The 26,845-nt window shown below is 64.1% G+C and carries 30 protein-coding genes; 6 read left to right on the top strand and 24 right to left on the bottom strand.

Annotation, left to right across the window (positions count from 1 at the left end; genetic code table 11):
• Positions 1-180 precede the first annotated feature (180 nt).
• From ACVWWD_RS02325 to ACVWWD_RS02220, 22 genes are all read right to left on the bottom strand, one after another.
• Positions 181-768 (bottom strand): transglycosylase SLT domain-containing protein, encoded by a 588-nt coding sequence (locus ACVWWD_RS02325; RefSeq protein ID WP_457103612.1) that lies wholly within the window; start codon positions 766-768, stop codon positions 181-183.
• Entirely contained in the window at positions 698-2,077 is a 1,380-nt protein-coding gene (gene fliK / locus ACVWWD_RS02320) for a flagellar hook-length control protein FliK (protein ID WP_352547823.1), read from the bottom strand. The genes ACVWWD_RS02325 and fliK overlap by 71 nt, the downstream gene beginning before the upstream one ends.
• A complete protein-coding gene (locus ACVWWD_RS02315; RefSeq protein WP_352547821.1) occupies positions 2,074-3,444 on the bottom strand; it encodes a chemotaxis protein MotC in 1,371 nt (456 codons plus the stop codon). The genes fliK and ACVWWD_RS02315 overlap by 4 nt, the downstream gene beginning before the upstream one ends.
• Positions 3,441-4,814 carry a MotB family protein gene (locus ACVWWD_RS02310; protein WP_352547819.1) on the bottom strand — a complete coding sequence of 458 codons (1,374 nt, stop codon included), beginning with the start codon at positions 4,812-4,814 and terminating at the stop codon, positions 3,441-3,443. The genes ACVWWD_RS02315 and ACVWWD_RS02310 overlap by 4 nt, the downstream gene beginning before the upstream one ends.
• Positions 4,811-5,431 carry a hypothetical protein gene (locus ACVWWD_RS02305; RefSeq protein ID WP_352547817.1) on the bottom strand — a complete coding sequence of 207 codons (621 nt, stop codon included), beginning with the start codon at positions 5,429-5,431 and terminating at the stop codon, positions 4,811-4,813. The genes ACVWWD_RS02310 and ACVWWD_RS02305 overlap by 4 nt, the downstream gene beginning before the upstream one ends.
• A gap of 3 nt (positions 5,432-5,434) precedes the next feature.
• On the bottom strand, positions 5,435-7,084 hold the full coding sequence (fliF, locus tag ACVWWD_RS02300; RefSeq protein WP_352547815.1) for a flagellar basal-body MS-ring/collar protein FliF: 1,650 nt from the start codon (positions 7,082-7,084) through the stop codon (positions 5,435-5,437).
• Positions 7,085-7,209: 125 nt separating this feature from the next.
• Positions 7,210-8,280: a flagellin N-terminal helical domain-containing protein gene (locus tag ACVWWD_RS02295; protein WP_023770453.1), complete on the bottom strand. Its 1,071-nt coding sequence runs from the start codon at positions 8,278-8,280 to the stop codon at positions 7,210-7,212.
• Between the two features lie 274 nt (positions 8,281-8,554).
• Positions 8,555-9,541, bottom strand: a complete 987-nt coding sequence (locus tag ACVWWD_RS02290; protein ID WP_023770452.1) for a flagellin N-terminal helical domain-containing protein — start codon at positions 9,539-9,541, stop codon at positions 8,555-8,557.
• A gap of 207 nt (positions 9,542-9,748) precedes the next feature.
• Positions 9,749-10,480 (bottom strand): flagellar type III secretion system pore protein FliP, encoded by a 732-nt coding sequence (gene fliP, locus ACVWWD_RS02285; protein WP_023781318.1) that lies wholly within the window; start codon positions 10,478-10,480, stop codon positions 9,749-9,751.
• On the bottom strand, positions 10,477-10,971 hold the full coding sequence (locus ACVWWD_RS02280) for a flagellar basal body-associated FliL family protein (protein WP_352547812.1): 495 nt from the start codon (positions 10,969-10,971) through the stop codon (positions 10,477-10,479). The genes fliP and ACVWWD_RS02280 overlap by 4 nt, the downstream gene beginning before the upstream one ends.
• A 20-nt stretch (positions 10,972-10,991) precedes the next feature.
• Complete coding sequence (gene flgH / locus ACVWWD_RS02275) at positions 10,992-11,696, bottom strand: flagellar basal body L-ring protein FlgH (RefSeq protein WP_023781320.1); 705 nt, start codon at positions 11,694-11,696, stop codon at positions 10,992-10,994.
• Complete coding sequence (locus tag ACVWWD_RS02270) at positions 11,693-12,280, bottom strand: MotE family protein (RefSeq protein ID WP_352547811.1); 588 nt, start codon at positions 12,278-12,280, stop codon at positions 11,693-11,695. Before ACVWWD_RS02270 ends, flgH begins: the two co-directional genes overlap by 4 nt.
• A 2-nt stretch (positions 12,281-12,282) precedes the next feature.
• Positions 12,283-13,524 (bottom strand): flagellar basal body P-ring protein FlgI, encoded by a 1,242-nt coding sequence (locus ACVWWD_RS02265; protein WP_352547809.1) that lies wholly within the window; start codon positions 13,522-13,524, stop codon positions 12,283-12,285.
• Positions 13,521-14,033, bottom strand: a complete 513-nt coding sequence (gene flgA / locus ACVWWD_RS02260; protein ID WP_023781322.1) for a flagellar basal body P-ring formation chaperone FlgA — start codon at positions 14,031-14,033, stop codon at positions 13,521-13,523. The genes ACVWWD_RS02265 and flgA overlap by 4 nt, the downstream gene beginning before the upstream one ends.
• Positions 14,034-14,039: 6 nt before the next feature.
• On the bottom strand, positions 14,040-14,828 hold the full coding sequence (gene flgG / locus ACVWWD_RS02255) for a flagellar basal-body rod protein FlgG (protein WP_023770445.1): 789 nt from the start codon (positions 14,826-14,828) through the stop codon (positions 14,040-14,042).
• A 10-nt stretch (positions 14,829-14,838) separates the two neighbouring features.
• Positions 14,839-15,162: a flagellar hook-basal body complex protein FliE gene (locus ACVWWD_RS02250; RefSeq protein ID WP_181166333.1), complete on the bottom strand. Its 324-nt coding sequence runs from the start codon at positions 15,160-15,162 to the stop codon at positions 14,839-14,841.
• The gene (gene flgC / locus ACVWWD_RS02245) at positions 15,159-15,575 is read right to left on the bottom strand and encodes a flagellar basal body rod protein FlgC (RefSeq protein ID WP_015315914.1); all 417 of its coding nucleotides are present in this window, start codon (positions 15,573-15,575) and stop codon (positions 15,159-15,161) included. The genes ACVWWD_RS02250 and flgC overlap by 4 nt, the downstream gene beginning before the upstream one ends.
• 2 nt (positions 15,576-15,577) lie before the next feature.
• Positions 15,578-15,958, bottom strand: a complete 381-nt coding sequence (gene flgB / locus ACVWWD_RS02240; protein ID WP_015315915.1) for a flagellar basal body rod protein FlgB — start codon at positions 15,956-15,958, stop codon at positions 15,578-15,580.
• 72 nt (positions 15,959-16,030) lie between these two features.
• Positions 16,031-16,864 (bottom strand): hypothetical protein, encoded by an 834-nt coding sequence (locus ACVWWD_RS02235; RefSeq protein WP_457102892.1) that lies wholly within the window; start codon positions 16,862-16,864, stop codon positions 16,031-16,033.
• Positions 16,845-18,260, bottom strand: coding sequence for a flagellar protein export ATPase FliI (gene fliI, locus ACVWWD_RS02230; protein WP_457102891.1), 1,416 nt, complete (start codon positions 18,258-18,260; stop codon positions 16,845-16,847). The genes ACVWWD_RS02235 and fliI overlap by 20 nt, the downstream gene beginning before the upstream one ends.
• Before the next feature lies 1 nt (position 18,261).
• Positions 18,262-18,987 (bottom strand): flagellar basal-body rod protein FlgF, encoded by a 726-nt coding sequence (gene flgF, locus ACVWWD_RS02225; protein ID WP_015315918.1) that lies wholly within the window; start codon positions 18,985-18,987, stop codon positions 18,262-18,264.
• A 2-nt stretch (positions 18,988-18,989) separates the two neighbouring features.
• Complete coding sequence (locus ACVWWD_RS02220) at positions 18,990-20,111, bottom strand: DUF1217 domain-containing protein (RefSeq protein ID WP_352547800.1); 1,122 nt, start codon at positions 20,109-20,111, stop codon at positions 18,990-18,992.
• Positions 20,112-20,267: 156 nt separating this feature from the next.
• Here ACVWWD_RS02220 and motA point away from each other — a divergent pair, with 156 nt between their 5' ends.
• Genes motA through ACVWWD_RS02190 form a run of 6 tightly spaced genes read left to right on the top strand, consistent with a single transcriptional unit; the run spans position 20,268 to position 25,101 of the window.
• Positions 20,268-21,143 carry a flagellar motor stator protein MotA gene (gene motA / locus ACVWWD_RS02215; protein WP_015315920.1) on the top strand — a complete coding sequence of 292 codons (876 nt, stop codon included), beginning with the start codon at positions 20,268-20,270 and terminating at the stop codon, positions 21,141-21,143.
• Between the two features lie 32 nt (positions 21,144-21,175).
• On the top strand, positions 21,176-22,123 hold the full coding sequence (locus ACVWWD_RS02210; RefSeq protein WP_352547798.1) for a FliM/FliN family flagellar motor switch protein: 948 nt from the start codon (positions 21,176-21,178) through the stop codon (positions 22,121-22,123).
• A gap of 17 nt (positions 22,124-22,140) precedes the next feature.
• A complete protein-coding gene (fliN, locus tag ACVWWD_RS02205) occupies positions 22,141-22,527 on the top strand; it encodes a flagellar motor switch protein FliN (RefSeq protein ID WP_015315922.1) in 387 nt (128 codons plus the stop codon).
• 43 nt (positions 22,528-22,570) lie between these two features.
• Complete coding sequence (locus tag ACVWWD_RS02200; RefSeq protein WP_457102890.1) at positions 22,571-23,584, top strand: flagellar motor switch protein FliG; 1,014 nt, start codon at positions 22,571-22,573, stop codon at positions 23,582-23,584.
• A gap of 3 nt (positions 23,585-23,587) precedes the next feature.
• On the top strand, positions 23,588-24,670 hold the full coding sequence (gene flhB / locus ACVWWD_RS02195) for a flagellar biosynthesis protein FlhB (protein WP_023770437.1): 1,083 nt from the start codon (positions 23,588-23,590) through the stop codon (positions 24,668-24,670).
• Positions 24,667-25,101: a hypothetical protein gene (locus ACVWWD_RS02190; RefSeq protein WP_352547794.1), complete on the top strand. Its 435-nt coding sequence runs from the start codon at positions 24,667-24,669 to the stop codon at positions 25,099-25,101. The genes flhB and ACVWWD_RS02190 overlap by 4 nt, the downstream gene beginning before the upstream one ends.
• Positions 25,102-25,125: 24 nt before the next feature.
• Here the strand turns inward: ACVWWD_RS02190 and ACVWWD_RS02185 are convergent, their stop codons facing one another.
• Together ACVWWD_RS02185 and ACVWWD_RS02180 are read right to left on the bottom strand one after the other, a co-directional pair.
• The gene (locus ACVWWD_RS02185; RefSeq protein WP_023770436.1) at positions 25,126-25,896 is read right to left on the bottom strand and encodes a helix-turn-helix transcriptional regulator; all 771 of its coding nucleotides are present in this window, start codon (positions 25,894-25,896) and stop codon (positions 25,126-25,128) included.
• Positions 25,893-26,603 (bottom strand): helix-turn-helix transcriptional regulator, encoded by a 711-nt coding sequence (locus tag ACVWWD_RS02180; protein WP_352547792.1) that lies wholly within the window; start codon positions 26,601-26,603, stop codon positions 25,893-25,895. The genes ACVWWD_RS02185 and ACVWWD_RS02180 overlap by 4 nt, the downstream gene beginning before the upstream one ends.
• Between the last annotated feature and the right edge of the window lie 242 nt (positions 26,604-26,845).

The raw sequence follows: 26,845 nt of genomic DNA, 5'->3' as shown, positions 1-26,845 counted from the left end.
GGCGTATCCGCTGGCGGGAATCCTGAACAACCGTCATTTCTTGTAACTAGTTTCTTGGGAGTCTGGAACGTGTCGGTTGCATTAGCGTGCAGCCAGATATGCTTGCGGTCCAAGTCCCGGCCAAGTCGAATCGACCGCTCCGCAGCCGCGGGACTGATGTATTAGAAGTGGAGAATGCGCTTACGGGTTGCAGAAGGCGCGAGCGTTCGTCGTCCATTTGCCAAAGCCGGTGGCCACCATGTTGGCGATCACCCTGCAGACATAGACCTTCTGCGCCGGGTCGTTGTCGGGTCCGGCATGATAGCGGGCGACGGCCATGGACCAGGTCTCATGGCGGGCATGGAGGCTGGCCAGGAAGCGTGCCGCGTAGTCCACGTTCTGGCGCGGGTCGAGCATGTCCTTGACGCTTCGGAAATGCGAGGCATGATAGTGATGGTTGATCTGCATGCAGCCGAGATCGATCAGCGTCTTGCCCTCGCGCTGGGCGTCCGCGAAGGCTGCAAGAGCTTCGTCCCGGCTTCTCGGGAAGACTGCTTTTCCTCCTATATTCAATGCGTTGGGTTGAAGGCTGCCTTTGTTTCCGGTTTCCGTCAACCCGACCGCATAGAGGATGCCGGCAGGCACGCCATAGCGGTCGGCGGCACGCAGGATCTCGGGTTCGCAAGGATTGGTGGCGGCGCCTGCGCTGCTCGCTAGGCTAGATAAAAACATCGCCGCCAGCGCGCTCGCGAGAAGGCGAAGCGGCGCGGCCGTGTGCTTGCGCTTCATCATGATTACCCCTTGCGGATTGCTGACCTGGCTGCTGGCCGCCGGCTCCACTGTTGCCGCCGCTGGAATTTCCGGGCTGGAAGGATGACGGATCGCGGCCGGGTGCAGCGCTCACCGAGGCGGTTGCATCCGTGCGGATTGTGGAGGGTATTGCGACCGAAGGTTGCAGGATGGTGACCTTGTCGACCTCGAAGCCCAGCCCGCGCAGCGACTTAAGGATCGCCTCGCCGTCACTGGAAAGCCGGCGATAGGCATCGTGTGTTTCGGGCTTCAACTCAATCGACAGTTGTTCTCCGGAGAGCCGAAGGTGGGCAGTGACCATGCCCAGTTCGGCCGGGTGAAGTTCGATCTTCAACACATGTGTCGCAACGGCAACAGAGCCCGTCAGCTGAGCTGTCGCGGAAGCGGTGGAAAGCGCCTGGTTCGGACCGCCATCGGCTGAAATGGCGCCGATCACGTTGAGGGCTGCCTGGCTTATCGGTGCCTGCGGCGGCGCGGGGAAGCTGCGTTCGGAAACAACGTCGATGCGTGCCGCCGCCGACTGCTGTTTTCCCGGCTCGGACCGCAACGACGACTGGAGATCGGCGATCGATTTCAGCTGCGGCGCCGCCTGTTTCGTCTCCACGCCCGGCACTTCCGCAGGCACCTCGGGCAAGGGGCCGGCCGCGATCGTACTGTCATGTTTCGGCGTGCCGGCGGCATCGCGAATGAGCCGGCCGTCGAGTTTCGTCAGCGGTACGTCGACCAGTGATACCCGCTCGGGCTTGGCCATGGGCTCGAGACCGTCACGCCCGGCGGCGGATTTCTGCCGATAAGCCTTCGGCGGAAGCTGTCCAACGACCGTGGCGTCCTGTCCCGTTCCGGCCGCGCTCTGGTCGGCCGTTTTGGCCGATGTCGAGAAATGGCGCAGGTCATGAAACGCCATCAGCAGCGCTAGATGCTCGTCGAGCGGCGTCGCGCCCGGTTCGGCAGCCGGCGCGTCGGCATAGGCATCCTTGTCCGTCCCGGCGTCCTTGCCGTCCTTCATGGATTTCGCGGCAGACGATCCGCTCGGCGTGGTCCTTGCCTTGCTGGCCGGCCTGGGCCCGTCCTCGCCTGCCTTTGCCGCAAGCTCCGCGGCAAGCTTGCTCCACCGCGGATCGCGGGAGCCTGGCTCGGCCGGTGGCTGCTTCTCCGAATGGGCAGGGCTTGCGCCGCCGTGTACCATCTCTCCGAACCCGGTGTCGTCCTTCTTTCCGGACGCGGCCGGCTGCTCGGCCGTACGCGCGGTGGTAAATCCTGGCAGGGCCGGGCCGAGGCTGGGGGTCATTTCGGGGCGGCTCCAAGCATCTGGTCGATCAGGTCTAGCTGTCGACGGGTTTTCGTCATGGCGGCGTCGGTCGGGTCTGTCGTGTCGGCGCTGGCCGCGACCGCCGGGGCCGATGCCGGCAGGACGGTTGCCGCGTCGGTTGCCGGCGCGGATACGTTCGGCGCAGCGGGCGCCGCCGCCTGGGGCGCCATGGCCGGCTTCTCGGACACGGCACCCTCGACGGGTGGCAATCCGGCGGCATCCGTGGTCGATGCGGCCGCAATTTCGGGTTCTGGCGATGGTACGACCGACGCGGGCGCCGGATTGGCGACCGGAAGGGAAGCAGGCGGCGCCACCACTTCGCCGGCGATGGCCTGGGCCGCATCGAGCAAGGCCCGGTCGCCGTCCGATAATTTGCTGCGGTCGATCTTGCCAAGTTTGGTGCGCACGTCCTCGATGGTATCGGAGGTCACCGTGGACAGGCTGGAATAAAGCAGGGCGCGCGGATCGCCCTGGTTGGTGTTGCCGTCGCGACCCTGTTCGGCCCGCGCCGAGGCGAAGGCCGACAAGTCACTCATGCCGTCAATCGCGGCGCGGCGCGCGATACGCAGATAGATCACCTTCTCGCGCTCGGGGTCCATCATCGAGGTGATGTCGGCCAGCTTGTCCTGGCTGATCGACATATGCAGTGCGATGACGCCGGAGACGAAGGAGTCGGCGAACTGGCTGGCGTAAGGCGAATAGAGGTAGCGCTCGACATATTGGGTGGAGGCAAGCGCGAACCGCGCCGCGTCGCCCTGCGTCACGGCAATGCCGACCGATCGCCGCAAAGCCGCTTCCTCGACCAGAGTGCCGGGGCTGAGCAGCTTGGCCTCATCGAGCAGCGTGAGTGCGGCCGCCGGCTGATCCGTGGCAAGCAGTGACCCTTTGACCAAAGCGAGGAATGCGCCGAGATCGCCTGGCAGGGTCATCGGGTCGATCGGCCTCAGAGCTTCGATCGCTTCGCCTGGCCGGCCGTTCAGATAGTCGATTACCCCTTTGGCTATGGCAAGGTTCTGCGGATCGGAGGCGGCACGCGATACGGCCGCCTCGACGGTCACCGGATTGCCGCCGCTCATGCCGTAGACCAGCAGCGCGCGAAAATTCTTGGCATCCTTGAAATCCTCGGCGTCCGCCGCGCGTAACCGCGCATCGGTCATTTCGAGCAGCTTGGCCTGCATCGGCATCGCGGCGTGATCGCCGGCGGCGATGCGGTCCTGAACGAGCTGCAACGAGCGGACCAGCTGATAAGGCTGCAGCGCATCCTGGGCGAGGCCCGCGGACGGACTAGCCGTGGCTAGCAGCAGCAGCAGCGCCATCATGCGGCCGGTGAGCGCCGCCCGTTTCATCCGCCGGTCGCCATCAGGATTTCGATGCGGCGGTTGGCCGCCGACATTGGATCAGCGGAATCCTTGGGCTGGCGATCGGCGAAGCCGGCAACCTCGGTGATGCGGCGTTCATCGACGCCGCCACGCACGAGCATGTAGTAGGCCGAGTGCGCGCGCGCCGTCGACAGCCGCCAATTGTCGTAGCTGGCACCGCGGAAGGGACGCGCATCGGTGTGACCGTTGATGCTGATGGTGCCTTTCTGGCTGTTGACGATGCGGCCGATCTTTTCCATCGCCAGCACCAGTTCGCGGCTCGGCACCGCAGAGCCGACCTCGAACATGCCGAAGTCGAGCTGATCGGTGATGGAGATGACGACACCCTTGTCGGTGGCTTCCACCGAGACGCCGTCATGCAGCTTGTCGCCGGGCTTGAAGGCGTCGGCCAGCAGCTGCTTAACGTCCGCGGCGGCCTTCAGCGCGGCGGCGGTCGGAGCCTTGTCCACCTCGGATTTTGCGGCCTCCTGCTTCGCTGCGGCCGTGTCCGCCTTAGCCACATCCGCCTTGTTGTCCGTAGCTTTAGCGCTGCCCGCCTTGGCATCACCGATCTTGGCATCACCAGTCGTGACCATTTTCGGCGCGGTGTCATTGCCATCCCCGGCCAGGGGCTCCAGTGGTGCATCCTTGATCGGCGGCGCCGGCGGCACGGCCTTGACCTTGGCGATCTGTGTCTCGGCAGCCTTGTCGCCGGGCTTGAGCGGATCGCCCTCGACCCTGGGGCGCTGGGCACTCGCCTCGGCGCCGGGCGCGGCGACCTGCTGCGACCAGAAGTCCGGCTCGAAAGGATCGCGGTAGGACGCGCCGCCCGAGGCGCCCGTCGCGGGGCCGGAATTCTGCGCGCCGCCATCGCCCTTCTGGCTGACATTCTGCATGACGCCGGTATCCGTGGCGATCTCCGAAAGCACCGCATAGGGGTCGGCGAAAAGATGCTCGTCGGACTGTTGCGACTGCTGTGGCTCCTGCTTGTCCTGTTTGCGATTGGACGAGCCCGCGGCGCCGGTGCCGTCCTGTCCAGCCTTGGTGGTCGCTTCCTGAGGGTCGTCGGCCGTCGGCCCGGCCGCGCGCGGTCCATTGCCGAGATCCTTAAGGCCCTTGCGGCTAGACTCGCGGTCGACCAGCTTGACGGGATTGAAATAGCTGGCGACGGCCGTCTTGGTCTGTTCGTTGGCGGCATTGATCAGCCACATGACCAGGAAGAAGCACATCATCGCGGTCATGAAGTCGGCGAAGGCGATCTTCCAGACGCCCCCATGATGACCTTCGTCGTGGTCGTCATGGCCGCGCCGCACGATGATGATCTCGTGCCTGCCATGATCGGCTTCGGCGACGCTCATGACAGGACCTCGGACAGGGTTACCGACCACTCGGCCATGCGCGTTTCGAACACGGCCTCGTCGATGGTGACCATCAGGTCGAAGCCGGGCGCCTCGATGAAGTCGAGATTTGCGGCGCGGGAGCCAAGCGACGCCTTCAGCGTTTCGAACAGCGAGAGCGGCCCGCGAACGGCAATGCGCACCGCTTCGCCATCGCCAACGGCTTCGCGGATCGCGCCGGCGAGCGCTTCGAGCGAGCGCTCCCGCAGATCGTCGCTGACAACGCCGCCGATGATGCGGGCGACAGTGGCGCCGACAAGATCCGTCACGCGCGCCTCCATGGCGTCGATGCGCGACGAGACCGCCTTGCCGACATCGCCGCCGAAGCTGTCGAGAAAGGCCTTCGCTTCGTCGGCATTTGCCTGGCGTTCCGCTTGCAGCGCCGCTTCATGGGCCGCGGCAAGCCGTTCGCCGAGCGCCGCCTCCGCCTGGGCAACGGCTTCGGCGATCAGCGTGCCGATATCGGCCGTCGATGCTGCCGCCTCGGGCTTGTGCTCGGCGGTGGCCTGCGGCTGACTGGCGCGTTGCGCGCGCGTGCCGAAATCCGGGAGAAGATCAAAGAGGGCTGCGGAGGGCATGGTCTACGCCGCGACTTCCTGGGCCGCCCATTTGCGCAGGATCTGCGCGGTGCGTTCCTCGTTGATGTCGACCATGCGGGCAAGCCGCTCCTGCGGAGCCGGCCTGATCTTCTGGCGCAGATCGTCGAGCGGGGTGGCGCCGGCACGCGTGCCGGGCAGAGCGCCAATGGCGGCACCCGCATCGGCGGAAGCGGCCGCCTCCGGGGTGGGCAGGGAGCGCTGGACTTCATCGAAATTGGGGCCTGCTATAGCGAGCGTCGCCTTTGCCGTCAGCGCGGCCGCCATCGGCCGCAAGCCGAAGAAGGCGACCAGGAACACCACCACGATGAAGGCGCCGGCATTGATCAGCGTGCCGGCATGCTGGCCGATGGAATCGAGCATTCCCGCCTGTGGCACCGCCTCGCCGTCCAGCCCGTCGATGAACTCGACGGCCGAGACGTCGATGACGTCGCCGCGCTTGTCGTCGAAGCCGGTGGCGGAGCTGACCATCTTCTGGATTTCGGCGACGCGCTTGGCGATCTGGTCCGGTGTCGCATCCTTGCCCAGGATCGTCTTCAGCCGATCCTGGTTGACGACGACGGCGATCGACATCTTGGTGACGCTGTAGCCATTGGAGACGGTGGCGATCTTCTTGGAGTTGATCTCGTAGTTGGTGATCTCCTCCTTGCGGTCGTTGGCCGAGGAGGTCTGCGGACCCTCGGTGCTGGTCGCTTGGGTCTCCGGCAGGTTCTGCTCGACGCTGGCCGGGGTCGAGGCCTGTTTCTGGTTGCTGTTCTCGTTGGCGCGCACCGACTGCACCGAGCGCTCGACGCGGGACTCCGGATCGAAGATCGTCTCTTCGGTCTGGCGGGTGTCGGTGTTGACATCGGCTTTGACGCTGGCGCGGAAATTGTCGGGACCGAGATAGGGCGTAAGCGCGCGGCGGATGTTGTCGCCGATCTGCGCTTCCACGGTCTGCTCGACGCCGAGCGTGCGAGCGGCACTGGTGTTGGATGGGTCATCGCCCGCGGCCAGCAGATTGCCGTTGGAATCGAGCACCGTCACCTTGTCGGCCGACAGGCCAGGGACGGCGGCGGCGACGAGATGGCGGATCGACATGGCGCTCTTCTCCGCGTCGATGCCGGCGTAGCGGATGACGACCGAGGCCGAGGGCTGCTGTTCGTCGCGACGAAAATTGGCGCGCTCGGACATGACGATGTGGACCCGCGCCGCCTTGATACCCGATATTGACTGGATGGTGCGGGCGATCTCGCCTTCGAGCGCGCGCACCCGGGTGATCTGCTGCATGAAGGAGGTGAGGCCCATCGCGCCGACATTGTCGAACAGTTCGTAGCCGGCATTGGCGCTGGTCGGCAGGCCCTTTTCGGCAAGCAGCATGCGCGCCTGCGCCGTGGTGCCGGCCGGAACCAGCACGGAGGTTCCGTCGGCGCCGACGTCGAAGCCGATGCCGGCCTCGCCCAGCACCAGGCCGATCTGGTTCACGTCGGAGCGATCGAGCCCGACATAGAGCGTGTCGTAGGCCGGGCGGTTGAGGTAGACCGAGGCGATGCCGATGACGCCCATCACCAGGACGGCGATGCCCGCCAGCATGGCCAGGCGCCTGACGCCAAAGCCGCGGAGATTCGAGATGATGCTCTGGATCTGTTCCGGCACGATTGAGCGACTCCCAGCATGACTGTCCGCCGGAACACTAGCCCCCGAAGCTTGTGCGAAAATGAAATCGGGCCGCGCTTGCGGCGCGGCCCGTGAATTTCGGAGTATGCGTCAGCTAGCCGAGGTTAGCCGTTCTTGAACAGCGACAGGATCGACTGCGAGGAGCTGTTGGCGATCGACAGCGACTGGATGCCGAGCTGCTGCTGAACCTGCAGCGCCTGGAGGCGGGTCGATTCCTTGTTCATGTCGGCATCGACCAGCTGGCCGACGCCGCGATCGATTGAGTCCATCAGGCTCTGCGTGAAGGTCTTCTGCAGGTCGATGGAGCTCTTGGCCGCGCCGAGGATGGTGGCGGAGTCGGTCAACTGGCTCATGACCTTGTCGATCTTGCCGACCATCTGGGTGATGATGTCGTCGGTCACGCCGGCCGCGGTGATATCGAGATTGTAGGCGGAAACATTGTCGATCCTGGGAACCACCGCCCCGGCCGCGGTCTGGCCGGCGGTGTTGGCGGCAATGTCCGTGCCGCCGCCGGCGATTGCGGCTGCATAAGCGGTATCATACAGGTCCTGGGCCGCCGCCGTGGAATAGACCGAGGTCTGGCGGTCAAGCGTGCCCTGGTTCTTGACGGCGGTGGAGAGACCGGAATCGAACAGCTTGGTGCTCTCGACATCAATGTCGATCGTCCCGAGCGAGATGGCGCCCGACGATGAGCGATTGAAGGACGACACGATCTTGGCGTCTGCCTGGACGCCATCATTGGGGGCGGCGACCTGCGTAGATGTCACCGACAGATAATTCGAGCCCGAAAAGGTGGCGGCATCGGCAAAGGACTTCATCTGCGCCTGGAGCGCGGTGATTTCAGTCTGCGTCTTTGCCTTGGCGGCACCCGTCTGGCCAATGGTCGAAAGCAACTTGGTCTTGATCTTGCCGATCGTATCCAGCGCATTGTTCATGCCGGTATACGCAGTGTCGACTTTCGAGGCGCCGAGGCCGAGCGCGTCCTGGACTGTCGACAGCGCCTGGTTGTCGGAGCGCATCGTCGTGGCGATCGACCAATAGGCGGCGTTGTCGGAAGCCTCGGAGACCCTGTAGCCCGTCGAGATTCGGGCCTGCGTTTGCTCGAGCGACTTGTTGGTTGCGTTGAGGCTCTGAAGTGCGGTCAACGCCGCGGCGTTCGTCATGATGCTCGCCAAGAAACTCGCTCCTTTTCCAGACCGGTCTTTCTCAAACCGGCGTTGCCCTCGCGAGCCGCTCGACCCGCTCGTGGATTACCGTCACCCGATGGGGCCGATTCGGCAATCCGTTGTAAGTCATTGGTTAACCATGACTAGCGCGTTATGGTTAACGGCCTGTTAAAAGCCGGCCTTCGAGGGTTAAGAAACGGGGGTTGCGCGGAGCTGGAGCAAACGCAAAACGGGCCGCGCTTTTGGCGCGGCCCGTTTGCCTAGTTTGATCGGTCGAAAGGGATCAGCCGCGGAAGAGCGACAGGATCGACTGCGACGAGCCGTTGGCGATCGACAGCGCCTGGACGCCGAGCTGCTGCTGGACCTGCAGCGCCTGGAGGCGGGTCGATTCCTTGTTCATGTCGGCATCGACGAGCTGGCCGACGCCGCGATCGATGGAGTCCATCAGGCTCGAGGTGAAGGTCTTCTGCAGGTCGATCGAGCTCTTGGCGGCGCCGAGCTTGGTGGCGGCGGTCGTCATGTCCTTGAGCGCGGCGTCGACAACCGTCATCATCTGCGAGATTTGAGCGTCGCTGGCGGCCGTAGTGCCCGAGAAGATGGCCAGGCTGGCGACCGAATAGGTATCGCCGGCAACGATAGCGCCGCCAATGGTCGGGGCCTGTGCTGTGGTGGTTGCAGCGCCAGTGGTGCCAAGACGGGCTGTGTCGAGGATGCCCTTGGCTGTCGGCGCTGCGCCGGCGTCATAGAGCTTGATGCTTTCCACGTTGACGTCGATCGTCGAGATCGAAACCGCGCCTGTGGCGCTGCGGTTGAAGGCCGAAACGACCTTCACGTCGGCCGCCGTGCCCGAAGCGGTGGACACCGAAAGCATGTTGGTGCCGGAGAAAGTGGCGCCATCGGCGTAGGCCTTCAACTGATCCTGCAGGGCCTTGATTTCGACCTGTGTCTTTTCCTTGGAGGCGTCGGTCTGACCATAGGACGCGGTCAGCTTCTGCTGGATCGTGTTGATGGTTGTGATCGCGCTGCTCATGCCGGTGTAGGCGGTGTCGACCTTCGAGGCGCCGAGACCGAGCGAGTCCGAAACGGTGGACATGGCCTGGTTGTCGGAGCGCATGGTGGTCGCGATCGACCAGTAAGCAGCGTTGTCCGAAGCCTGGGAAACGCGATAGCCCGTCGAGATGCGGGCCTGGGTGGTTGCGAGGTTGTTCTGGGTGGCGTTAAGGCTCTGCAGCGCCGTCAACGCGGCAGTGTTCGTCATGATACTGGACATGGCTACTCGTACCTTGTTTTTACACGGTGTTTTTTTGCATACCGGCTTTCCCGGTATGACGGAGCGGCATCATGCCAATGATCGTTATTTCCAATCACCCGCCATCTGCGAGGACTATGGCGGCAAGTCCCTACCAAACGACTAAACCGCACGGTTAATCGAAAATATTCCGAGAAAAATAGAACGGGCGCGGGCGACGCGGGAAGGTCAGGTGAAAGAGCGCACCAGGCTGCCGACGAGCAGGTTCCAGCCGTCGATCAGGACAAAGAACAGGATCTTGAACGGCAACGACACAACCGTGGGCGGCAGCATCATCATGCCCATCGCCATGGTGATGGTGGCCACGATCAGGTCTATGACCAGGAATGGCAGCACGATCAGGAAGCCGATCTCAAAGCCGCGCCGGATTTCGGAGATCATGAAGGCAGGCACCAGGATGCGCAGGTCGACCGTCTCTTTTGCAACGGTCTGGCCGCGTTCGCGGGCGAGGTCGGCGAAAAGGTCGAAATCCTTGTCGCGCACATTGTGCAGCATGAAGGTGCGGAACGGATCGGAAATCTTCTCGAAGGCCTCTGTCTGGCTGATCTGATTGTCCATCAACGGCTTGACGCCGGTGTTCCACGCCTGATCGAAGGTCGGCGCCATGACATAGAAGGTCATGAACAGCGACAGCGAAATGAGGATGAGGTTCGCCGGCGTCGATTGCAGGCCGATGCCGGCACGCAGGATCGAGAAGGCGATGACGAAGCGGGTGAAGCTGGTCACCATGATCAGCAGCCCCGGCGCCACCGACAGCACGGTAAGCAGGCCGAACATCTGGATGATGTAGCCGACGGTGGCGCCATCGGCCTTGCCGATACCGCCAAGGTCCAGTTGCTGGGCCGCCGCGACGGAGGTGGCGGCACCGATCAGTGCCGCGGCAAGAAGGAGTTTTCTCATTCGAGCAGCAATGTCCTGACGAGAACCTGTTTGACGTGTCCCTGACTGCGGATCGAGGCGCGTTCGTCGAGATCGGCCTTCAGGTGCTGGTAGCCGCTGGCGCCCTCGATCTGGTGCATCTTGAGGGTACGCACGAAGGCCAGAAGATCCTGCTGGACGTCCTCCGCCATCGCCGGCGGCTGCGGAGCGTCGTAGACCACGGAGACTTCCATCCTGATCCAAGTGTCCGCGGGTGAGGCGATGTTGGTGGTGATCGGCGCCAGCGCGACGACCGTCGGCCCCGCGCCTGCTTGTTGCGCGGCTTCGGGCTGGGGTGGCTTGCCCTCGTTCTCAGGCGCGACTGGCACCGACGATGGCGCGCCGACGCCCTTGAGATAGCCGCCCGACATCCAGCCCATGCCGATGGCGGCGGCCGTCACCACGAGCAGCATGGCGCCCTGCACGGCAACAGAAGGAGCCTTGCGAGGCTGAACCTGATCGACATTGGCCATGGCGCTACGCTCTCCAACGCCTAGAACGGAAGAACCTGGTCGAGAACCTGCTGGCCATAGGCCGGCTGCTGGACCTCGCTGACGCGGCCACGGCCGCCATAAGAGATGCGCGCCTCGGCGATGCGTTCATAGGAGATGGTGTTTTCCGCGCCGATGTCCGACGGGCGCACCATGCCGGCGATGGTGAGCACCCTGAGCTCGTAGTTGACGCGCACCTCCTGGGACCCCCTGATCATCAGATTTCCGTTGGGCAGGACCTCGGTAACGACGGCGGCGACGTTGAGCTCCAGGTTTTCGGAGCGCTTGACTTCGCCGTCGGCGTTGGTTTCGGTGCTGGAACTCAAGCCGGCGTCGCCCTTGCCGCTGGTGCTGTTGCCTTCCCATCCGAGCGTGACGTCATAGCCCAGCTTGCGTGCGGCGGTGCGGCTCCGGTCGTTCTGGTTCTTGAAGTTGGCCTTGTCGTTGAGCTTGATCCTGACGGTCAGGATGTCGCCTTCGCGCAGCGCCCTGGGATCGGTGAAAAGCCGGCTCTGGCGGTCGTCCCACAAAGAGAACTTCTTGACCGGAGCGGCGGGCGGCTGGGGATAGCTGTAGGGTGCTGCCCCGTCGCCGGCGATGCCCGAACCGACCGGCGACAGCGATGGTTCCCTACCGATTTCCTTGAAGTTGGTTGCGCAGCCGGACAAGGCCGCGGCCGCGCACAGGATGAGCATTCTGCGGATCATGACGGATCTACCCTTCGGGCTGCGCTGGCCATGATGCCGGTGAGCGTCGCCGCCGCCTTCTGGTCCATTTCGTTAAGGATGACACCCGCCTTGCGTGAATCGAGCTTCATCAGGATAGCCGCGGCGAGGTCCGCATTGACGATCGCCAGGCGTTCGGCCGCCGCATCGGGCTTCATGCCGGCATAGATCTTGACGACGCCGTCCTCGGCCCGGGCCAGAAACACCTCGCGCCGCTTCAACCAGGTTTCGTATTCGGCTTTTTTTGCGTCCAGCGCCTTCATGCGCTCGTCGATGCCTGCCTGCAGCTGCTTCAACTCCTCCGCCTGCAAGGCGTAGCGGCGGTCGCGCGCGGCATCGGCGATGTTGGAACAGAAGCGCTCGATCTCGCTCTGGTCCGGCGCCTTTTCTCGTGTCAGTTGCTGCGGTGCGATCCCGGGCTGCGCTCCGGGCAGGATCTGACGAACGACATCCTCGCCGCGTGCGCCGCTGCTCGAAACGGACATGGCCGCGATGACCGCGGCGGCGAACACGATTGCGCGGGGAGAGCGTCCTTGATGGGATGAGATGGAGATGATCATCGGCATCGCTATTGGAGAACCAGATCGGCTTGCAAGGCGCCGGCCGACTTGATGCCTTGCAGGATGGCAATGATGCCGTCCGGCTTGACGCCGAGACGGTTGAGGCCGGAAACGAGAGTTTGCAGGTCGGGCCCGTCGAGCACGGCGACGCGGGCGTTGGGCCGGCTGGCATCGATGGCTGTGAACGGTTCGACGGCGGTTTCGCCCTTCGAGAAGGGTTCGGGCTGCACGACGCGCGGCGCTTCCGTAATGCGCACCGTCAGTGTGCCGTGGCTGATGGCGACACGTGAGATCTTGACGTCGTTGCCGATGACGATGGTACCGGTGCGCTCGTCGATGACGACGCGGGCCGGCGTGTCGGACTCGACCACCAGATTCTCGATCTCGGCATAGAAGCGGGCCGCCGAAACGCTCTTCGGCCGCCTGATCTGCACGGTGCGGGAATCGCGCTCTGCGGCCACGCGAATGCCAAAGCGCTGGGCGGTGTAGTCGTTGATCGCGTCTGCGATGCGGATGGCGGTCGAAAAATCGGGATTGCGCAATTGCAGCGTCAGCGTCGACTGGTCATCGAACTCAGCCTTCACCTGCCGCTCGACTATGGCCCCGTTCGGCACCCGGCCGGCGGTCGGTACGCCTTGCGTCAATTGCTGGGCCTGGCCCTGGGCAGTGAAGCCGGAGACGATCACCGCGCCCTGGCCGACCGCGTAAATCTCGCCGTCCGCCGCCTTCAGCGGCGTCATGATCAGCGTGCCGCCGGCAAGCGAGGTGGCGTCGCCCATCGAGGAGACGTCGATGTCGATGCGGGCGCCGGACTGCACATAGGGCGGCATATTGGCGGTGACGATGACGGCGGCGACGTTCCTGGCGCGTGCGCTGCCGCCTTCGGTGGCGATGCCGAGATTTTCGAGCATGGCGCGGATCGACTGTTCGGTGAATGGCGAATTGCGCAGGCTGTCGCCGGATCCGGCCAGCCCGATGACGAGGCCGTAGCCGACGAGCTGGTTGTCGCGCGAGCTCTGCAGCTGCGCGATGTCCTTGATGCGCGAGGCGACCTGGCCTGGCGGCAGTGAACTCGGCCCGGGCGATACGCGGAACATCCGCGTGGTGGTGGCGGGATCATATTCCGGATCGTCGTAGACACCGCCATTCCTGGCGGCGAGTTCGCGCTTGGCCTTGGGCGTCAAGCCATCGGCCAGCGCCGGCTGCAGGCCAAGGGCCGCCGCGAGCAGGAGGGCAAAAGGGCGCATCATGAAGCGCCGACCTGGATGGTGCCGTCGGCCATCACCGTGCCGGAGAGTATCTTGCCGCTGTCGCTGTTGCGGACCTTGATGAAATCGCCCGCCGAGCCCGGCTGCAAGGTCACGGCGGTGGCCGTGATCGTCAGCCCGCCGGCGACGAAGTAGACCTGCACGGCGGCACCCTGCTCGACCAGCCAGGCCTCACGAACCGCGGCTGAAGGAATGTAGCGGCCGGGAAGCAGCGTGCGCTTGGCGATCTTGCCCTGCAGTTCCTCGGAACGGGTCGCAACAGCATCGGGCTTGTGCTTGCCGGGGATCAGAGTGACCTGCTTCAGGGCGGCGAGTTCGATAGTCTCGCCGGGATAGATGACCCGGTTGGGGATCAGCACGACCTCGCCAGCAGGTTGGTTGCTGGCGATCTGGTTGGCCGAGTCCTGGGCGAAAGCCGGCATGCCGCCGGCCACCAGCGCAAGGAACAGCGCGGTGCGGCGGAATGCGGAGCAGGAGATCGGCATGGCCATCATCCGTTACCTGATGTTCTTGGAGACGACGGAGGCCATGTCGTCGGCGGCCTGGATCACCTTGGAATTCATCTCATAGGCGCGCTGCGCCGAGATCAGCTCGGTGATCTCCTTGACCGGATCGACGTTGGAAGCCTCGAGATAGCCTTGCTGGATGGTGGCGAAGCCGGGATCGCCGGGCACGCCGACATTTGCAGGGCCGGAGGCTGTCGTTTCCTGGAACAAATTGTCGCCGAGCGGTGCCAGGCCTGCCTCGTTGGCGAAGTTGGCGATCTGAAGCTGGCCGAGAGTCTGCAGGTTGGTCTGGCCGTCGATGCGGGCAAAGACCTGGCCGGTCTTGTTGACGATCACCTCGACCGCATTGGTCGGTACGGTGATGGCCGGAATGACACTGGCGCCGTCCACCGTCACCAACTGGCCGGTGGCGTTGGTGTTGAAGGCGCCGGCGCGGCTGTAGAGCGTGCCGCCATCGGCGCCCTCGATCTGGAACCAGCCCCTGCCGGTCAGCGCCATGTCGAAACTGTTGCCGGTGCTGGTCAGTTCGCCCTGGGTGTGGACGTTGCGCACGGCGGTCGTCTTGACACCGAGACCGATCGACACGCCTTCCGGCACCAGCGAGGCGTTGGAGCGGTTGGGAACGCCTTGCGTACGGTCGACCTGGTAGAGCAGGTCGGAGAATTCGGCGCGCGCGCGCTTGTAGCCGGTGGTGTTGATGTTGGCGATGTTGTTGGCGATGACCTCCAGATTGGTCTGCTGGGCATTCATGCCGGTGGCGGCGATGGCGAGTGCTTTCATGGCCTGCTCCTCAGATGCCCATGCGACTGACTTCGAGATAGGCCGAGACCACCTTGTCGCGGATGGCGACGGCGGTCTGCAGCGCCTGCTGGGCGCTCATCACGGCATCGACCACCTGGCGGGTGTCGGCGTCGCCCTTGAGCGCCTGCATCGACACCTGCTCGGCATTCTGCATGGTGCTGACGGTCTTGGAGGCAGCCTGGCTCACCGCTTCGGCGAAGGAGGTGCCAAGGTTGCCCGATGCCGCCGGCGCAACGCCACCCTGCAGCAGATCGGTGGCTGTATCGCCCAGCCCAGGCTTCAGGTTAAGCGCGCCTATGCCGTTGACGATCATTGATTCCTCATCAGGTCGATGGTCATTGAAATGAGATCACGCGCCTGCTTCACGACTTGCAGGTTGGCCTCGTAGGAGCGGTTGGCTTCGGTCATGTCGGCCATCTCGATCAGCACGTTCACATTGGGCATCTTGACGTAGCCCTTGTCGTCGGCGGCCTCGTTGCCCGGCTGGAATTCGACGGGAAAATTGCTCGGGTCGCGGTCGATCGAATTCACCTCCACCGTCGAGCTGCCGGAGGCCCGGTCGAGTTCGGAGACGAAGCTGATGGTCTTGCGGCGATACGGGTCGGCGCCCGGCGTCGTGCCTGTCGACTGGGCGTTGGCGAGGTTTTCCGAAACCACGCGCAGGCGCTCGGACTGAGCGCCAAGGCCTGATGCTGCGACTTTGAGGGCTGCGGTCAGTGCGTCCATGGTCAGCTCTTCACCGCCATCATCATCATTGAGTGGAATGCCTTGACGATGGCCGTGTTGAGTTCGAAGGAGCGGCGCACCTCGCCGGCCTTGAGAAGCTGGTCTTCAAGCACGACCGTGTTCTTGGAGGGCATGACCACCCCGTCGTCTTCCTGCGGCTTGATGGAGAAGCCGGCATTGGTCGCCGCGGTGCCAAGATGGCCGGGTTCGGTGATCTGGAGCGACACCGCGGTGCGGTCGAGCACCTTCTCGAACGGCTCGACATCGTTTGCCGTGTAGCCCGGCGTGTTGGCATTGGCGATGTTGCCGGCGACCGCCGACTGACGCACGGACAGCCACTGCGCTTGCTTGGCGGCAAGATCGAAAAGGGAAACAGGCTCCATGGGAATCTCCGGGCATGTGCCCAAAGACTAGGACGCCAGTCTTGCGCGGACCTTGCGATCGGTCGTGGCGGCTTATCTGGACAGCTCGATCACCTGGTTGGCGCTGGTGAGCATGACCCATTTGCCGTTGCGCTGCTCGATCGCCGATACCTTGCTGGAATCCGGCAGCGTCGAACCGCGCTGGACCATCCACAGGCCGGTGTCGTCCTCGATCATGGCGCGACCATTGGCGACATGGACCATGCGGAACTTCCCGATATCGGCGGGGAAGGGCTGCTCGCCGGGCGGCTGCGTTTTGGAATCGTCTTGCACCGTGCCGGTGGCAAGCAGATCAACATCGGTATTGGGAACGTCCCTGGCGGTTAGCGGCGCGCTGCGCTCGGCGACCACGCCACCCCCCGCACGTCCCGAATTGGTGCCGGTGCCGCCGAACTTGATCGCCTGCACGCCGAACTGGTCCTGGTTAAAGAAGATGTACCAGGGAAACAGGGCGCAGGTCAGGCCGAGCGTGATGCCGAGCGCGGCGATGACGATGTCGCTGCGAGGGTCCGCCTTCTTCTTGCCCAGTCTGGGGAATTGCGGCTTTGGCGGCTGCGGCCATTCGACGGCGGCAAACAGGCCGTCGATCAGCGAATCACGACTGGCTTGCGCCAAATCGGCAGCCTCGCGGGGAAGGGAATTCATACGGGGCTTGGCGGTCCGGGCCGGAAAAGGCTCGGATCTGGGGAGAGCCGGCTTCACGGCCCTGGCCAGAACAAGCGCGGTCCGGGCAGCCATGGCGCCGGCGGCGTTTGCCCTGGCGACCCTGGCCTCCTCCGCTCGAGCCTGCTCCGCGGCGTTCGCTTCGGCGATCATCTCGTTCAGGAGGCGCTCGGTGTATTCGCGTTCAGTCTCCTGGTTCGGCATTCTGCTTTCCCTTGAGATGGCGGGCAAGATCGGAGAACGGATCGGCGGACGGACGGTCCCTGGGCGATTGCGTCAGCGCCTCATAGATGACGGGCACCTGGCGCACGGCCATGTCGAGCTCAGCGTCGACGCCGCCCTGATAGGCGCCGAGCAGCCGGATGTCGCGCGTGTCCTCGAAGCGGGATATCATCGACTTCAGCCGCGTCACTAGGGCTCGCTGCTCGACGCTCCAGGCCTTGCCGGCCAGTCGCGAGATGGACGACAGCGGATTGACAGGCGGATAGCGGCCCTGTTCGGCGATCGCGCGGTCGAGCACGACATGGCCGTCGAGGATGCCGCGCACCGAATCGGCGACCGGATCGTTGTGATCATCGCCGTCGACCAGCACGGAAATGATGGCCGTGATCGATCCCTTGCCTTCCAATCCTGGGCCTTCGGTTCCAGGCCCGGCGCGCTCGAGCAACTTGGGCAGTTCGGTGAAGACCGAGGCGGGATAGCCGCGGGCAACCGGCGGCTCCCCTGTTCCCGTCGCCACCTCGCGCAGGGCGTGAGCGAAGCGGGTGATCGAATCAAGCACCAGCAGCACACGGTGGCCCTGGTCGCGAAAATGCTCGGCGACGCGCATGGCGGTGTCGGGCGCGCGCCGGCGCATCATGGCGCTCTCGTCGCTGGTGGCGACGACGGCCACTGTCTTGGCCATGCTGTCGCCGATCGTATCCTCGAGGAATTCGCGGACCTCGCGGCCGCGTTCGCCGATCAGCGACACGACGACGGTGTCGAACGCGTCGGCGCCGGCGAGCATGGCAAGCAGTGTCGACTTGCCGACGCCCGATCCGGCGAAGACCCCCATGCGCTGGCCGAAGCAGAGCGGCGTGAAGATGTCGATGACCTTGACGCCGGTCATGAAGGCGGTTCCGACGCGCTGCCGCGCCATGGCGCCGGGTGTCGCGGCGATAGCCGACATGTCGTCACCCCTCACCAAGGGCGGGCCACCGTCGATTGCCCGGGTGAGCGCGTCGATGGCGCGGCCGCGCCATGAGGCATGCGGCGCCACCGCGAGCGGACCCCTCCGGAACACGGCATCGCCGATGCCGGCGTCGGCGCTGCGTTCGAAGGGGGCGATCACAACCTCGTCACGGCTGATCTTGACGATCTCGCCGCAGCGCGAGCCGGACTGGCCGCGCTGCTCGACGATGTCACCCAGCCTGGTGAAATCGGAAAGGCCGCGCACCTTGTAATGCGTTGAAGTGACTTCGGTGACGAGCCCGCCGCGCTTGACCAGGCCGTCGCTGTCGCCAAAGCGCCTTATAATTCGTTCCAAAGCGGCAAGCCGATCCAGCGGCGCCGGCTGGAGCTGTCTTTCGGGTGCGCGGAGGGCTGGCTGCTCTGACGACATGCTACGACTTCGAGCCGAGCGTCTTTATCGCCTCCTCGGCGGAGGAATCGGTCTGCCGCATCAGCGCGGCAGTGTTCTCGAAGGCGCGCTGGACCATGATCAGCCGGGTCATTTCCAGCACGGGATTGACGTTGGATTCCTCGAGGAAACCCTGGGCGACGCCGATGTCGGAGCGGTCGGTGACCGGTTCGGGCGTGCGTGCGGGCACAATGCCGGAATTGCCGTAGCGCACGAAATTCTCGCCCGGGTCGAAATTGTAGAGGCCGATCGAGCCGACGAGCTGTTCGTTCTGGCGCAGCGAGCCGTCGGCACCGGCCTTGGGCGGACCGTTGCGGGGATCGAGCTGGATCGGCGCCCCGCCGGCGTCGAGAACGGGATGGCCCTCGACCGACATCAGCTCGCCATTCTCGTTCATCGAGAAACGGCCGTCGCGGGTCATGACGGTGCCCACTGGCGTGTCGATGGCGAACCAGGCGTCGCCCTGGATGGCGAAATCGAACGGGTTGCCGGTCTCCGTCATGGCGCCGTGAGCCCCCGACAGAAAGGTCTTGCCGGAGGAGGCGAACGAAACCGACTTCTGCCCTGCGCCAGACACCACGTCCTCGAACTTCACGCCGGTGGCGCGAAAGCCGACGGTGCTGGCGTTAGCGACGTTGTCGGCGATCGTGTCGAGCCGGCGCTCGAGGGCTATCTGCGCGGAGAGGGCGACGTAGAGACTGTCTCGCATGATCAGAACTTCAGTCTCTGCATGGCCATCATCAGGTCGGTGGAGATGCCCGATGTGACGGGTTGCGCGAACAGCACACTGACCGATGTCACGGCCGTCGATGTCGGGTTGTTGATCTCGTACATGCTGGTGAAGCGGGTCAGGAACTTGTTCAGTTTGACCGGGTCCCTGAAATCCGAGATGTCGAGCTTCTGCCCAAACAACTGCGCCTGCTTGTCGATGTCGGCGGTGGCGAAGGAATCGGGGAGCCCAAGCGCGGTACGCACCACGCTGGCAAGCGCCGTGTCGGCGAGTACGTCGTACCAACTGGTGATGTCGGGCGCCTTGCGCTGGAAGTAGAGCGCCAGCCGCACGCCCTCATTGGTCTGGCCGGCATCCTCTTCCAGCGTCTGGCGCATGTATTTGTCGACGGTCGGCTGCTGCGCCGGATTGATGGTGGTGGCGTTCTCGCCGTACTGCTCGAAGTTAAAGGCTGAGGCCAGTGCCGCGTAAGCCGGATCCGTCTGCTTGTTGGCGACGCTGTTGGGGTCGCGCACGCCACCTTGCAAGACCTGCTTGATGAGATCCTTGTTCTCCGTCGCCGAATCGAGACCGAACGCTGCCAGCGCGTAGGTGTAGAGCCGGCTGTTCGAGATCAGGTCGTCAACGGATTTCACCTTGGAAATGTTGGCGAGATAATATGTCGTCTCGCCCTTCACATAGTCCGAATTCGGGTCGAGGCCGGCGATCTGCGCCTGCGTGGCATAGTTCTTGGTCACCAACTGCTGCGCCTTGTTGTAGATCGTCGCATTGGGGCCGTTGGCGGCGAAATTGAAGGCGCTGACGAACGCGGCGTAGCGCTTGTCGGTCAGTTTGTTGGCAAAACTGTCGGGATCTGAGACGCCTTCCTTGAGCGCCTTCACCATGAACGCCTTGGCGTAGTCCATGTTCTCCAGGCCGTAGGCCTTCATGGCGTATTTGAACAGCCGATCATTTTTGACGAAATCGTCGATCGATTTCACCTTGGTGATGTTGGCGAGATAATATCGGGTATCGCGGTCGACCGTCGGCTGTTGCTCGATGCGGTCGATCGACTTGTTTATGTCTTTGGTGATCAACTGGTAGCTGGTATAGGTACTGAGCAAGGACGCGCCTCCGGCCGAAGCTATGCCAGCACAATAAGCTCACTTCCTTGCGCGAAACTGAATCGCCAACTTTCGTTCCATGGCGGCTCGAATTCAAGCCTCACACAAGGCACGGGGACTATCCCTTGTCGGACGTGAAATGCGGAAGGACCGGTCGTGGGCATTCTGATTGGACTTGTGGTGACGCTTGGCTGCGTCCTAGGCGGCTTCATGGCCATGGGCGGGCATCTGCACGTGCTGGTGCAGCCATGGGAAGCCGTGGTCATCTGCGGCGCCGCACTCGGCACCTTCCTGGTCGCCAATCCGATGAAGACGGTCAAGGATACCGGCAAGGGCATTCTGGAGGCCTTCAAACAGGCGGTTCCGAAGGAGCAGGACTATCTGGAAACGCTCGGCGTGCTGCACAGCCTGATGCGCGAGTTGCGCTCCAAGTCGCGCAGCGAGGTCGAGGCGCATATCGACAATCCGGAGGAGTCGGCGATCTTCCAGGCCTTTCCGACCGTGCTCAAGAATCACGATTTGATGAATTTCATCTGCGACTACTGCCGCATCATCATCATCGGCAATGCCCGCTCACACGAGATCGAGGCGCTGATGGACGAGGAAATCCAGACCATCAAATCCGACAAGATGAAGGCCTATCACGCGCTGGTCGCGGTCGGCGACGGCCTGCCGGCACTCGGCATCGTCGCTGCCGTGCTCGGTGTGGTCAAGGCGATGGGCGCGCTTGACCAGTCGCCGGAAATTCTCGGCGGCCTGATCGGCGCAGCGCTGGTCGGCACCTTTCTCGGCATCTTCCTGTCCTATGCGGTGGTCGGACCTGTCGCCACCAAGATCAAGACGGTGCGCGAGAAGAAGAACCGCCTCTACATCATCGTCAAGCAGACGCTGCTCGCCTACATGAACGGCGCGCTGCCGCAGGTGGCGATCGAGTTCGGCCGTAAGACCATCTCCTCCTATGAACGGCCGACCATCGACGCCGTCGAACAGAGCACCATGAACACCGGCAGCGCCGAGAAGAAGGCCGCCTGAGCGATGCGCGACAGATCGGTGCCAAAACTGTCATGACGAGTCCGGGCAGCCCCTCGCAGGCGCGTTCGTTGATCATCGAGCGTCTGGTCGGCGACAGCGGTGAGACCGATCAGGTCGTCGCCGCCGGCCGTGCCATGGCCGAACGCGCCGTGCCGCTGCTGCAGAAGGGGCTCTCGGGCGAGCTCGGCATTCCCGTGATTGTCGACCTCAAGGCCGTCGAGGTCAGCCGCGTCCCGGAGGCGCGCTCGCGCGCCGGTGACAATTTCGCGATGACCGTCGTTGGCTCGCCGGCGTCCTCGGACGCGATGACACTCGTCATGGATGCTCCCGCAATCGCGATCATGGTCTCCACCCTGTTCGGCGGCGACCCGGATATGCCGGTGTCGCCGATCGAGCGCGAACTGTCGTCGATCGAGGCCGACGTCTCGACCATGGTGCTCCAGGAAGTGGCGCAGGCGCTGAATGGATCGGGGCGGCGCTCGCTCGAACTGCGGCTGCCCGCACCGCGCGCCATGTCGGGGATCGAGGCCAGGCGGCACGTGTTGCGCGACGGTGCCGCGATCCGCATCGTCCTTGGCATCTCGACGCCGGTCGACAGCGGTTCGATCACCGTGACGATGCCGCAGCGCATCGTGCTGGCAGGCCGCGATGCCACGGCCAGCATCAGCGAGGACGATCATGGAACCAGTTGGCGGGCACGTTTTTCGGAAGAGGTGATGCGCTCGACCGTAGCGCTCGAAGCCACCATGCCGCTGGCGCGGCTGACGCTGGGCGACCTCGCCCACCTCGAAGTGGGCCAGGTCATCGACTTCGAAGAGACGGCACAATCGCGGGCTCGCCTCGGCGCACGCGGCCAGACGCTGTTCGTATGCGAGTTCGGCAAACTGGGGCAGAATTACACCGTCCGAATCAGGCATCCCTTCGATGCCGGGCAGGATTTCATCGATGGGCTCATGCCGGCTGGTGCCGGGCGCGCCTGAGCTTTTGGAGACGACGCATGGCCAAGACCAAGGTAGAAGCAGAGCTCGACCAGCCCGACGAGCAGCTCGATCGCGCCATCGAGGAATTGCGCGGGGTCCTGCACGAAGAAGAGCAGCGCCCCGATGCCGCGTTCCGGGCCGCCGCGGGAGCCAATTCGAGCGTCATCATGAACATCCCCGTCGATGTCCAGATCATCCTCGGCAGCACCGAGATGGCGGTTGCCGATCTGATGGCGCTGCAAAAGGGGTCGACGGTCGCGCTCAATCGCCGCATCGGCGAGCCGGTCGATGTCGTGGTGAACGGCCGCAAAATCGCGCGCGGCGAGATCACGGTGCTCGAAAGCGACCCTTCGCGCTTTGGCATCAGGCTGACCGAAATCATCGCCGGCACGAAAGGCGCCTAGACATGGATCGCGGAGCTCGCCGGTGGCAGCGGAGGCGAAAGGCATGACGACGCCGCTGACGACCCTGACGCGGGCGCAGAAGGCGGCAGCCATATTGGTGGCGATGGGCAAACCGTCCGCCAGCCGCCTGTTGAAATTCTTCAAGCAGGAAGAGCTGAAGGCGCTCATCGAGGGCGCGCGGCTGCTCAGGACCATACCGCAGAGCGATCTCGAGCGCATCGTCGCCGAATTCGAGGCCGAGTTCACCGAGGGCGCGGGCCTGCTCGATTCCGCCGACAGGATGGACACCATTCTCAACGAGTCTCTCTCGCCCGAAGAGATGAGCGCCATCATGGGCGACAAGAAAGTCGAAGTCGCGCCTGAAGGGCTGCCGCCGATCTGGCCCGATCTCGAAAAGCTGGAACCCTCGCGGCTGGGCGCCTTCCTGGCGGGCGAACACCCGCAGACGGCGGCCATGGTGCTGTCGAAACTGGCGCCGCAGGCGGCGGCGAGTGTGCTTTTGACGCTGACCAAGCCGATGCGCGGCGAGATCATCAAGCGCATGGTGACGATGGCCAATGTTCCGGCCGCCGCCACCAGGATCGTCGAGAACCGGCTGCGCGCCAGCGTGCTGTCGGATACCTCGACCAAGGACACTTCGGCCGGGCAGGCGCGCGTCGCCAGCGTGCTCAACGAGCTGGAAAAGCCCCTGCTTGAGGAGGTCATGCAGGATCTCGAAGCCGCCGGCACGCCCGACCTCGACGGTGTCCGTGCCAGGCTGTTCGCTTTCGACGACCTGCCGCTGCTCACCCAGAAGGCGCGCGTGCTTTTGTTCGACGGGCTGTCGACCGAGCTTGTCACGCTGGCGCTGCGCGGCACGTCGGCGGCACTGGCCGAGGCGGTGCTGTCGGCGATCGGCGCGCGCTCGCGGCGCATGATCGAGGCCGAACTCGGGCAAGGCTCGGAGGGTGTCCCGGCCGCCGACATCATGGCCGCGCGCAAGACGATCGTGACGACCACCATCCGCCTGTCGCGCGAAGGGGCTTTCGAACTTCCCTCGACGCAGAACGCCGCCTAAGGCATGTCCGACGCCGTCGACAAGGATTCGAAAACCGAAGAGGCGACCGAAAAGAAAATCCGCGACACCATCGAACAGGGCAAGCTGCCCCATTCGAGGGAAACCGCGATCCTCGCCTCCTTCGTCGCCATACTGGTGTTCACGGTCTTCTATGCCAAGGACGCGATTGTCGAGCTCGGCATGTTCCTGTCGATGTTCCTCGAGAAACCCGAGGCATGGCCGATGGACACCGAGACCGATGTCATCGCCCTCTACAAACTTGTCATGCTGGAGGTGGGCCGCGCCTTACTCAGCCTGCTGGTGCTGCTGACGGTTGCCGGCATCGGCGCCTCGGTGCTGCAGAACATGCCGCAATTCGTCGGCGAGCGGATCAGGCCGCAAATGTCACGCATCTCGATCGTCAAGGGCTGGAACCGGATGTTCGGCGCCCAGGGCTGGGTCGAGTTTTTGAAGTCGCTGGCAAAAGTCGGTTTTGCCACCACCGTGCTCATCTTCACGCTGTCGGAGGACCACCGCAAGCTGCTTGCCGGGATGATCACCAATCCCGTCACGTTTGGCCTCGTCATCCGCGGCATCGCCGTCGACATACTGGTGGCGATCGTCTTCGTCATGGGACTGATCGCGGCGATAGACATCGTCTGGTCGCGCTTTCACTGGAAGCAGGACCTGCGCATGAGCAAGCAGGAGGTCAAGGACGAGTTCAAGCAGTCGGAGGGCGACCCAATCGTCAAGTCGCGGCTGCGTTCGTTGGCGCGCGACCGCGCGCGCAAGCGGATGATGACGGCGGTGCCGCGCGCGACGCTTGTTATCGCCAACCCGACCCATTTCTCGATCGCGCTGAAATATGTGCGCGACGAAGATTCGGCGCCGCTGGTCGTAGCGAAGGGGCAGGATCTGGTGGCACTGAAAATCCGCGAAATCGCCAAGGAGCATAACATCCCGATCTTCGAGGACGTGGCGCTCGCCCGCTCCATGTACAAGCAAGTTTCGGTCGATAATGTGATCCCGTCACAATTCTACCAGGCCGTCGCCGAACTGGTGCGGATCGTCTACTCGAAAAAGGCTGAGCGCAGACAGATTTCATGAACCGGCAACCGCACGCAAAATCCCGCGAGATCATCGTCGCCAGCGCCATCGAACAGGTGGTGGTGGAGCTCAAACTGATCGACGTCGCCGACTATATCGCCTTCATCCGGCTGGAGCATTTCGCCTGCCTGTCGGATCTGGTCGATTCAGCGGCGGAGCTGTTCTTCATGCCGGGTACGCTTAGGCTCGGTCATGGCGGCGAGGCGCATGTCGACTGGAGCGGCAGCCCGCGCATCGTGCTCGATCTGGAACTCAGGCCGCCCGGCGTGACCGTCTATTTCCAGCTGACGCTGAGCGAGACCGGCAGCACGGTCCTGGTCAATTACGTGTCGTTCGAAAAGCCGGGCGAAGACCCCGGGCACAATACGGCGCTGCTGGAGGCGGTGATCGAACAGGCCCGCATCCGCAAGGTCGAACCGCTGGCGTCCTAAAGCGCTTCCTTCAGCCGAGACCGGCTACTCAATAAGCCCCAGCCGCAACGCCTTGGCGACCGCTTGGTTGCGGTTGACCGCATTGAGCTTTTGGGTCGACTGGGTGAGGTACTGGTTGGCGGTGTGCACCGACAGTTTCAGGAGCCGCGCGATCTCCTCGCTGGTGTTGCCGTTGGCGGTCAGCTTCAGGCATTCGAGCTCGCGCTTGGAGATCGAGCGCATTCTGCCGACGTCGCCCGGACGCATCCGCGCGACGGCGGCGAACAGCGAGAAGCAGCGGGCGTGAATTTCGTAGAGCGCATCCTGCGGCAGCGCGATCTCCGATCCCAGGAAGACGACAAGACCGCACTGACCGCGATCGGCATGGACGGGGAAGGCAATGCCGCTCGACCCGGGTGTCAGCGGCGCCATCTGTCCGGTCCAGGCGAGACTGCCGAACATGTCGGCCATGGCCGCCACGCCGTCATCCGTCCACCAGCGCGGCTCGGTCGAAATCCGGCTATGGCGAACGATGTCCTCGCCATTGGCGCCTGAAATGAACTTGGTCGCCACCGCGACGCCGGGATAATCTGAATCAAAGCACGGGACCAGCCGCGCTCGCTCCGGCGACGGGCTGACGAAGAACAGGCCGAAGGCGGAGGCATTGATGTCGACTGAGATCCAGCGGCAGCGGCGCACCGCATCGGGAATGGTGACGGCGTGATGTGTTTCGGATCCCAGCGAGAAGGCACCGAACGGGCTGCGCTGCTCGTTGAAAAGGGCCTCCGCGGCGTCCTTGATGTCGGCGTGTTTCAAATGATGCCACTCCTGATCGCCGTGGCGATGGCCATCGCACGGTTCGAGGCCGCGAACTTCTGGATGGCGTGGGTGATGTAGCTGTTGACCGTGTTGGACGAGACGCCAAGGATCACCGCCACCTCGTCGGTGGTCTTGCCTTCCGAGACCCAGAACAGGCATTCGCGCTCGCGGTCCGACAGCGGATCCTGCATCGCCGCGGCGGCGATCAACTGCGGGATGTGCGAAAGCGCGTAGCAGCATTTCAGCTGCGCCTTCATCAGCGCCGGCTGGTCGATCCGGCCGGTGGCCGCCGCCGAGAACAAGGCGAAGAGGCGCTGACGGCCGACATTCAGCCGCAGTGAATAGACCTCGGCATGGCCGAGCACGTCGAGGAGCCGAGCCTCTTCGCCCGAGACCAGTCCACCGGAATTCGGCGCCTGGGCCGCCACCAGCGGCGTCGGACGGATACCGGGTGCGGCGGTGAGCGGGCCCTGGGCAAGGCCGGCGATCAGCCGCTTGCCGATCAACTCGATGGCGTCGAAGATCCAGTTCGAAGAGACGATACGCGCATCGTTGCGGTCCTGGTCATGGACGATGGCGACCAGCATGTAGCTGTCGGCGCCGATCTCGGCGGTTAGCTCCATGAAGAAGGAGGTGAGATCACCGCGCGACGTCAGGCGCGAGCCCAATGTGTCGGATTGAAGAGGCGCGGCGGGACTGCTCATCTGCTGCTTTTGGTCGGAATCAATTCTGATGCCCGGCTGCTGGAGTGCCAGCCGCCGAACCCGAAAACGCGTTACTTTTACGAGACACACACGAGGCGCGGGGCCGCGCCCAACCAGACGGAATCCATTCAGGGAACGCGAGACATCCGCGTCTGGCGCCGGAAAAATTCCGGAACGTGAGACTTTGGGTGGTCGCCGTGCCCCCGAGGACCGGCTGATTCGGGTCTAATCTACCCGCAGAT

This window comes from Mesorhizobium sp. URHB0026, assembly GCF_054059755.1.
The sequence above is the reverse complement of the archived record's forward strand: the minus strand, read 5'-3'. Positions and strand labels throughout refer to the sequence as shown.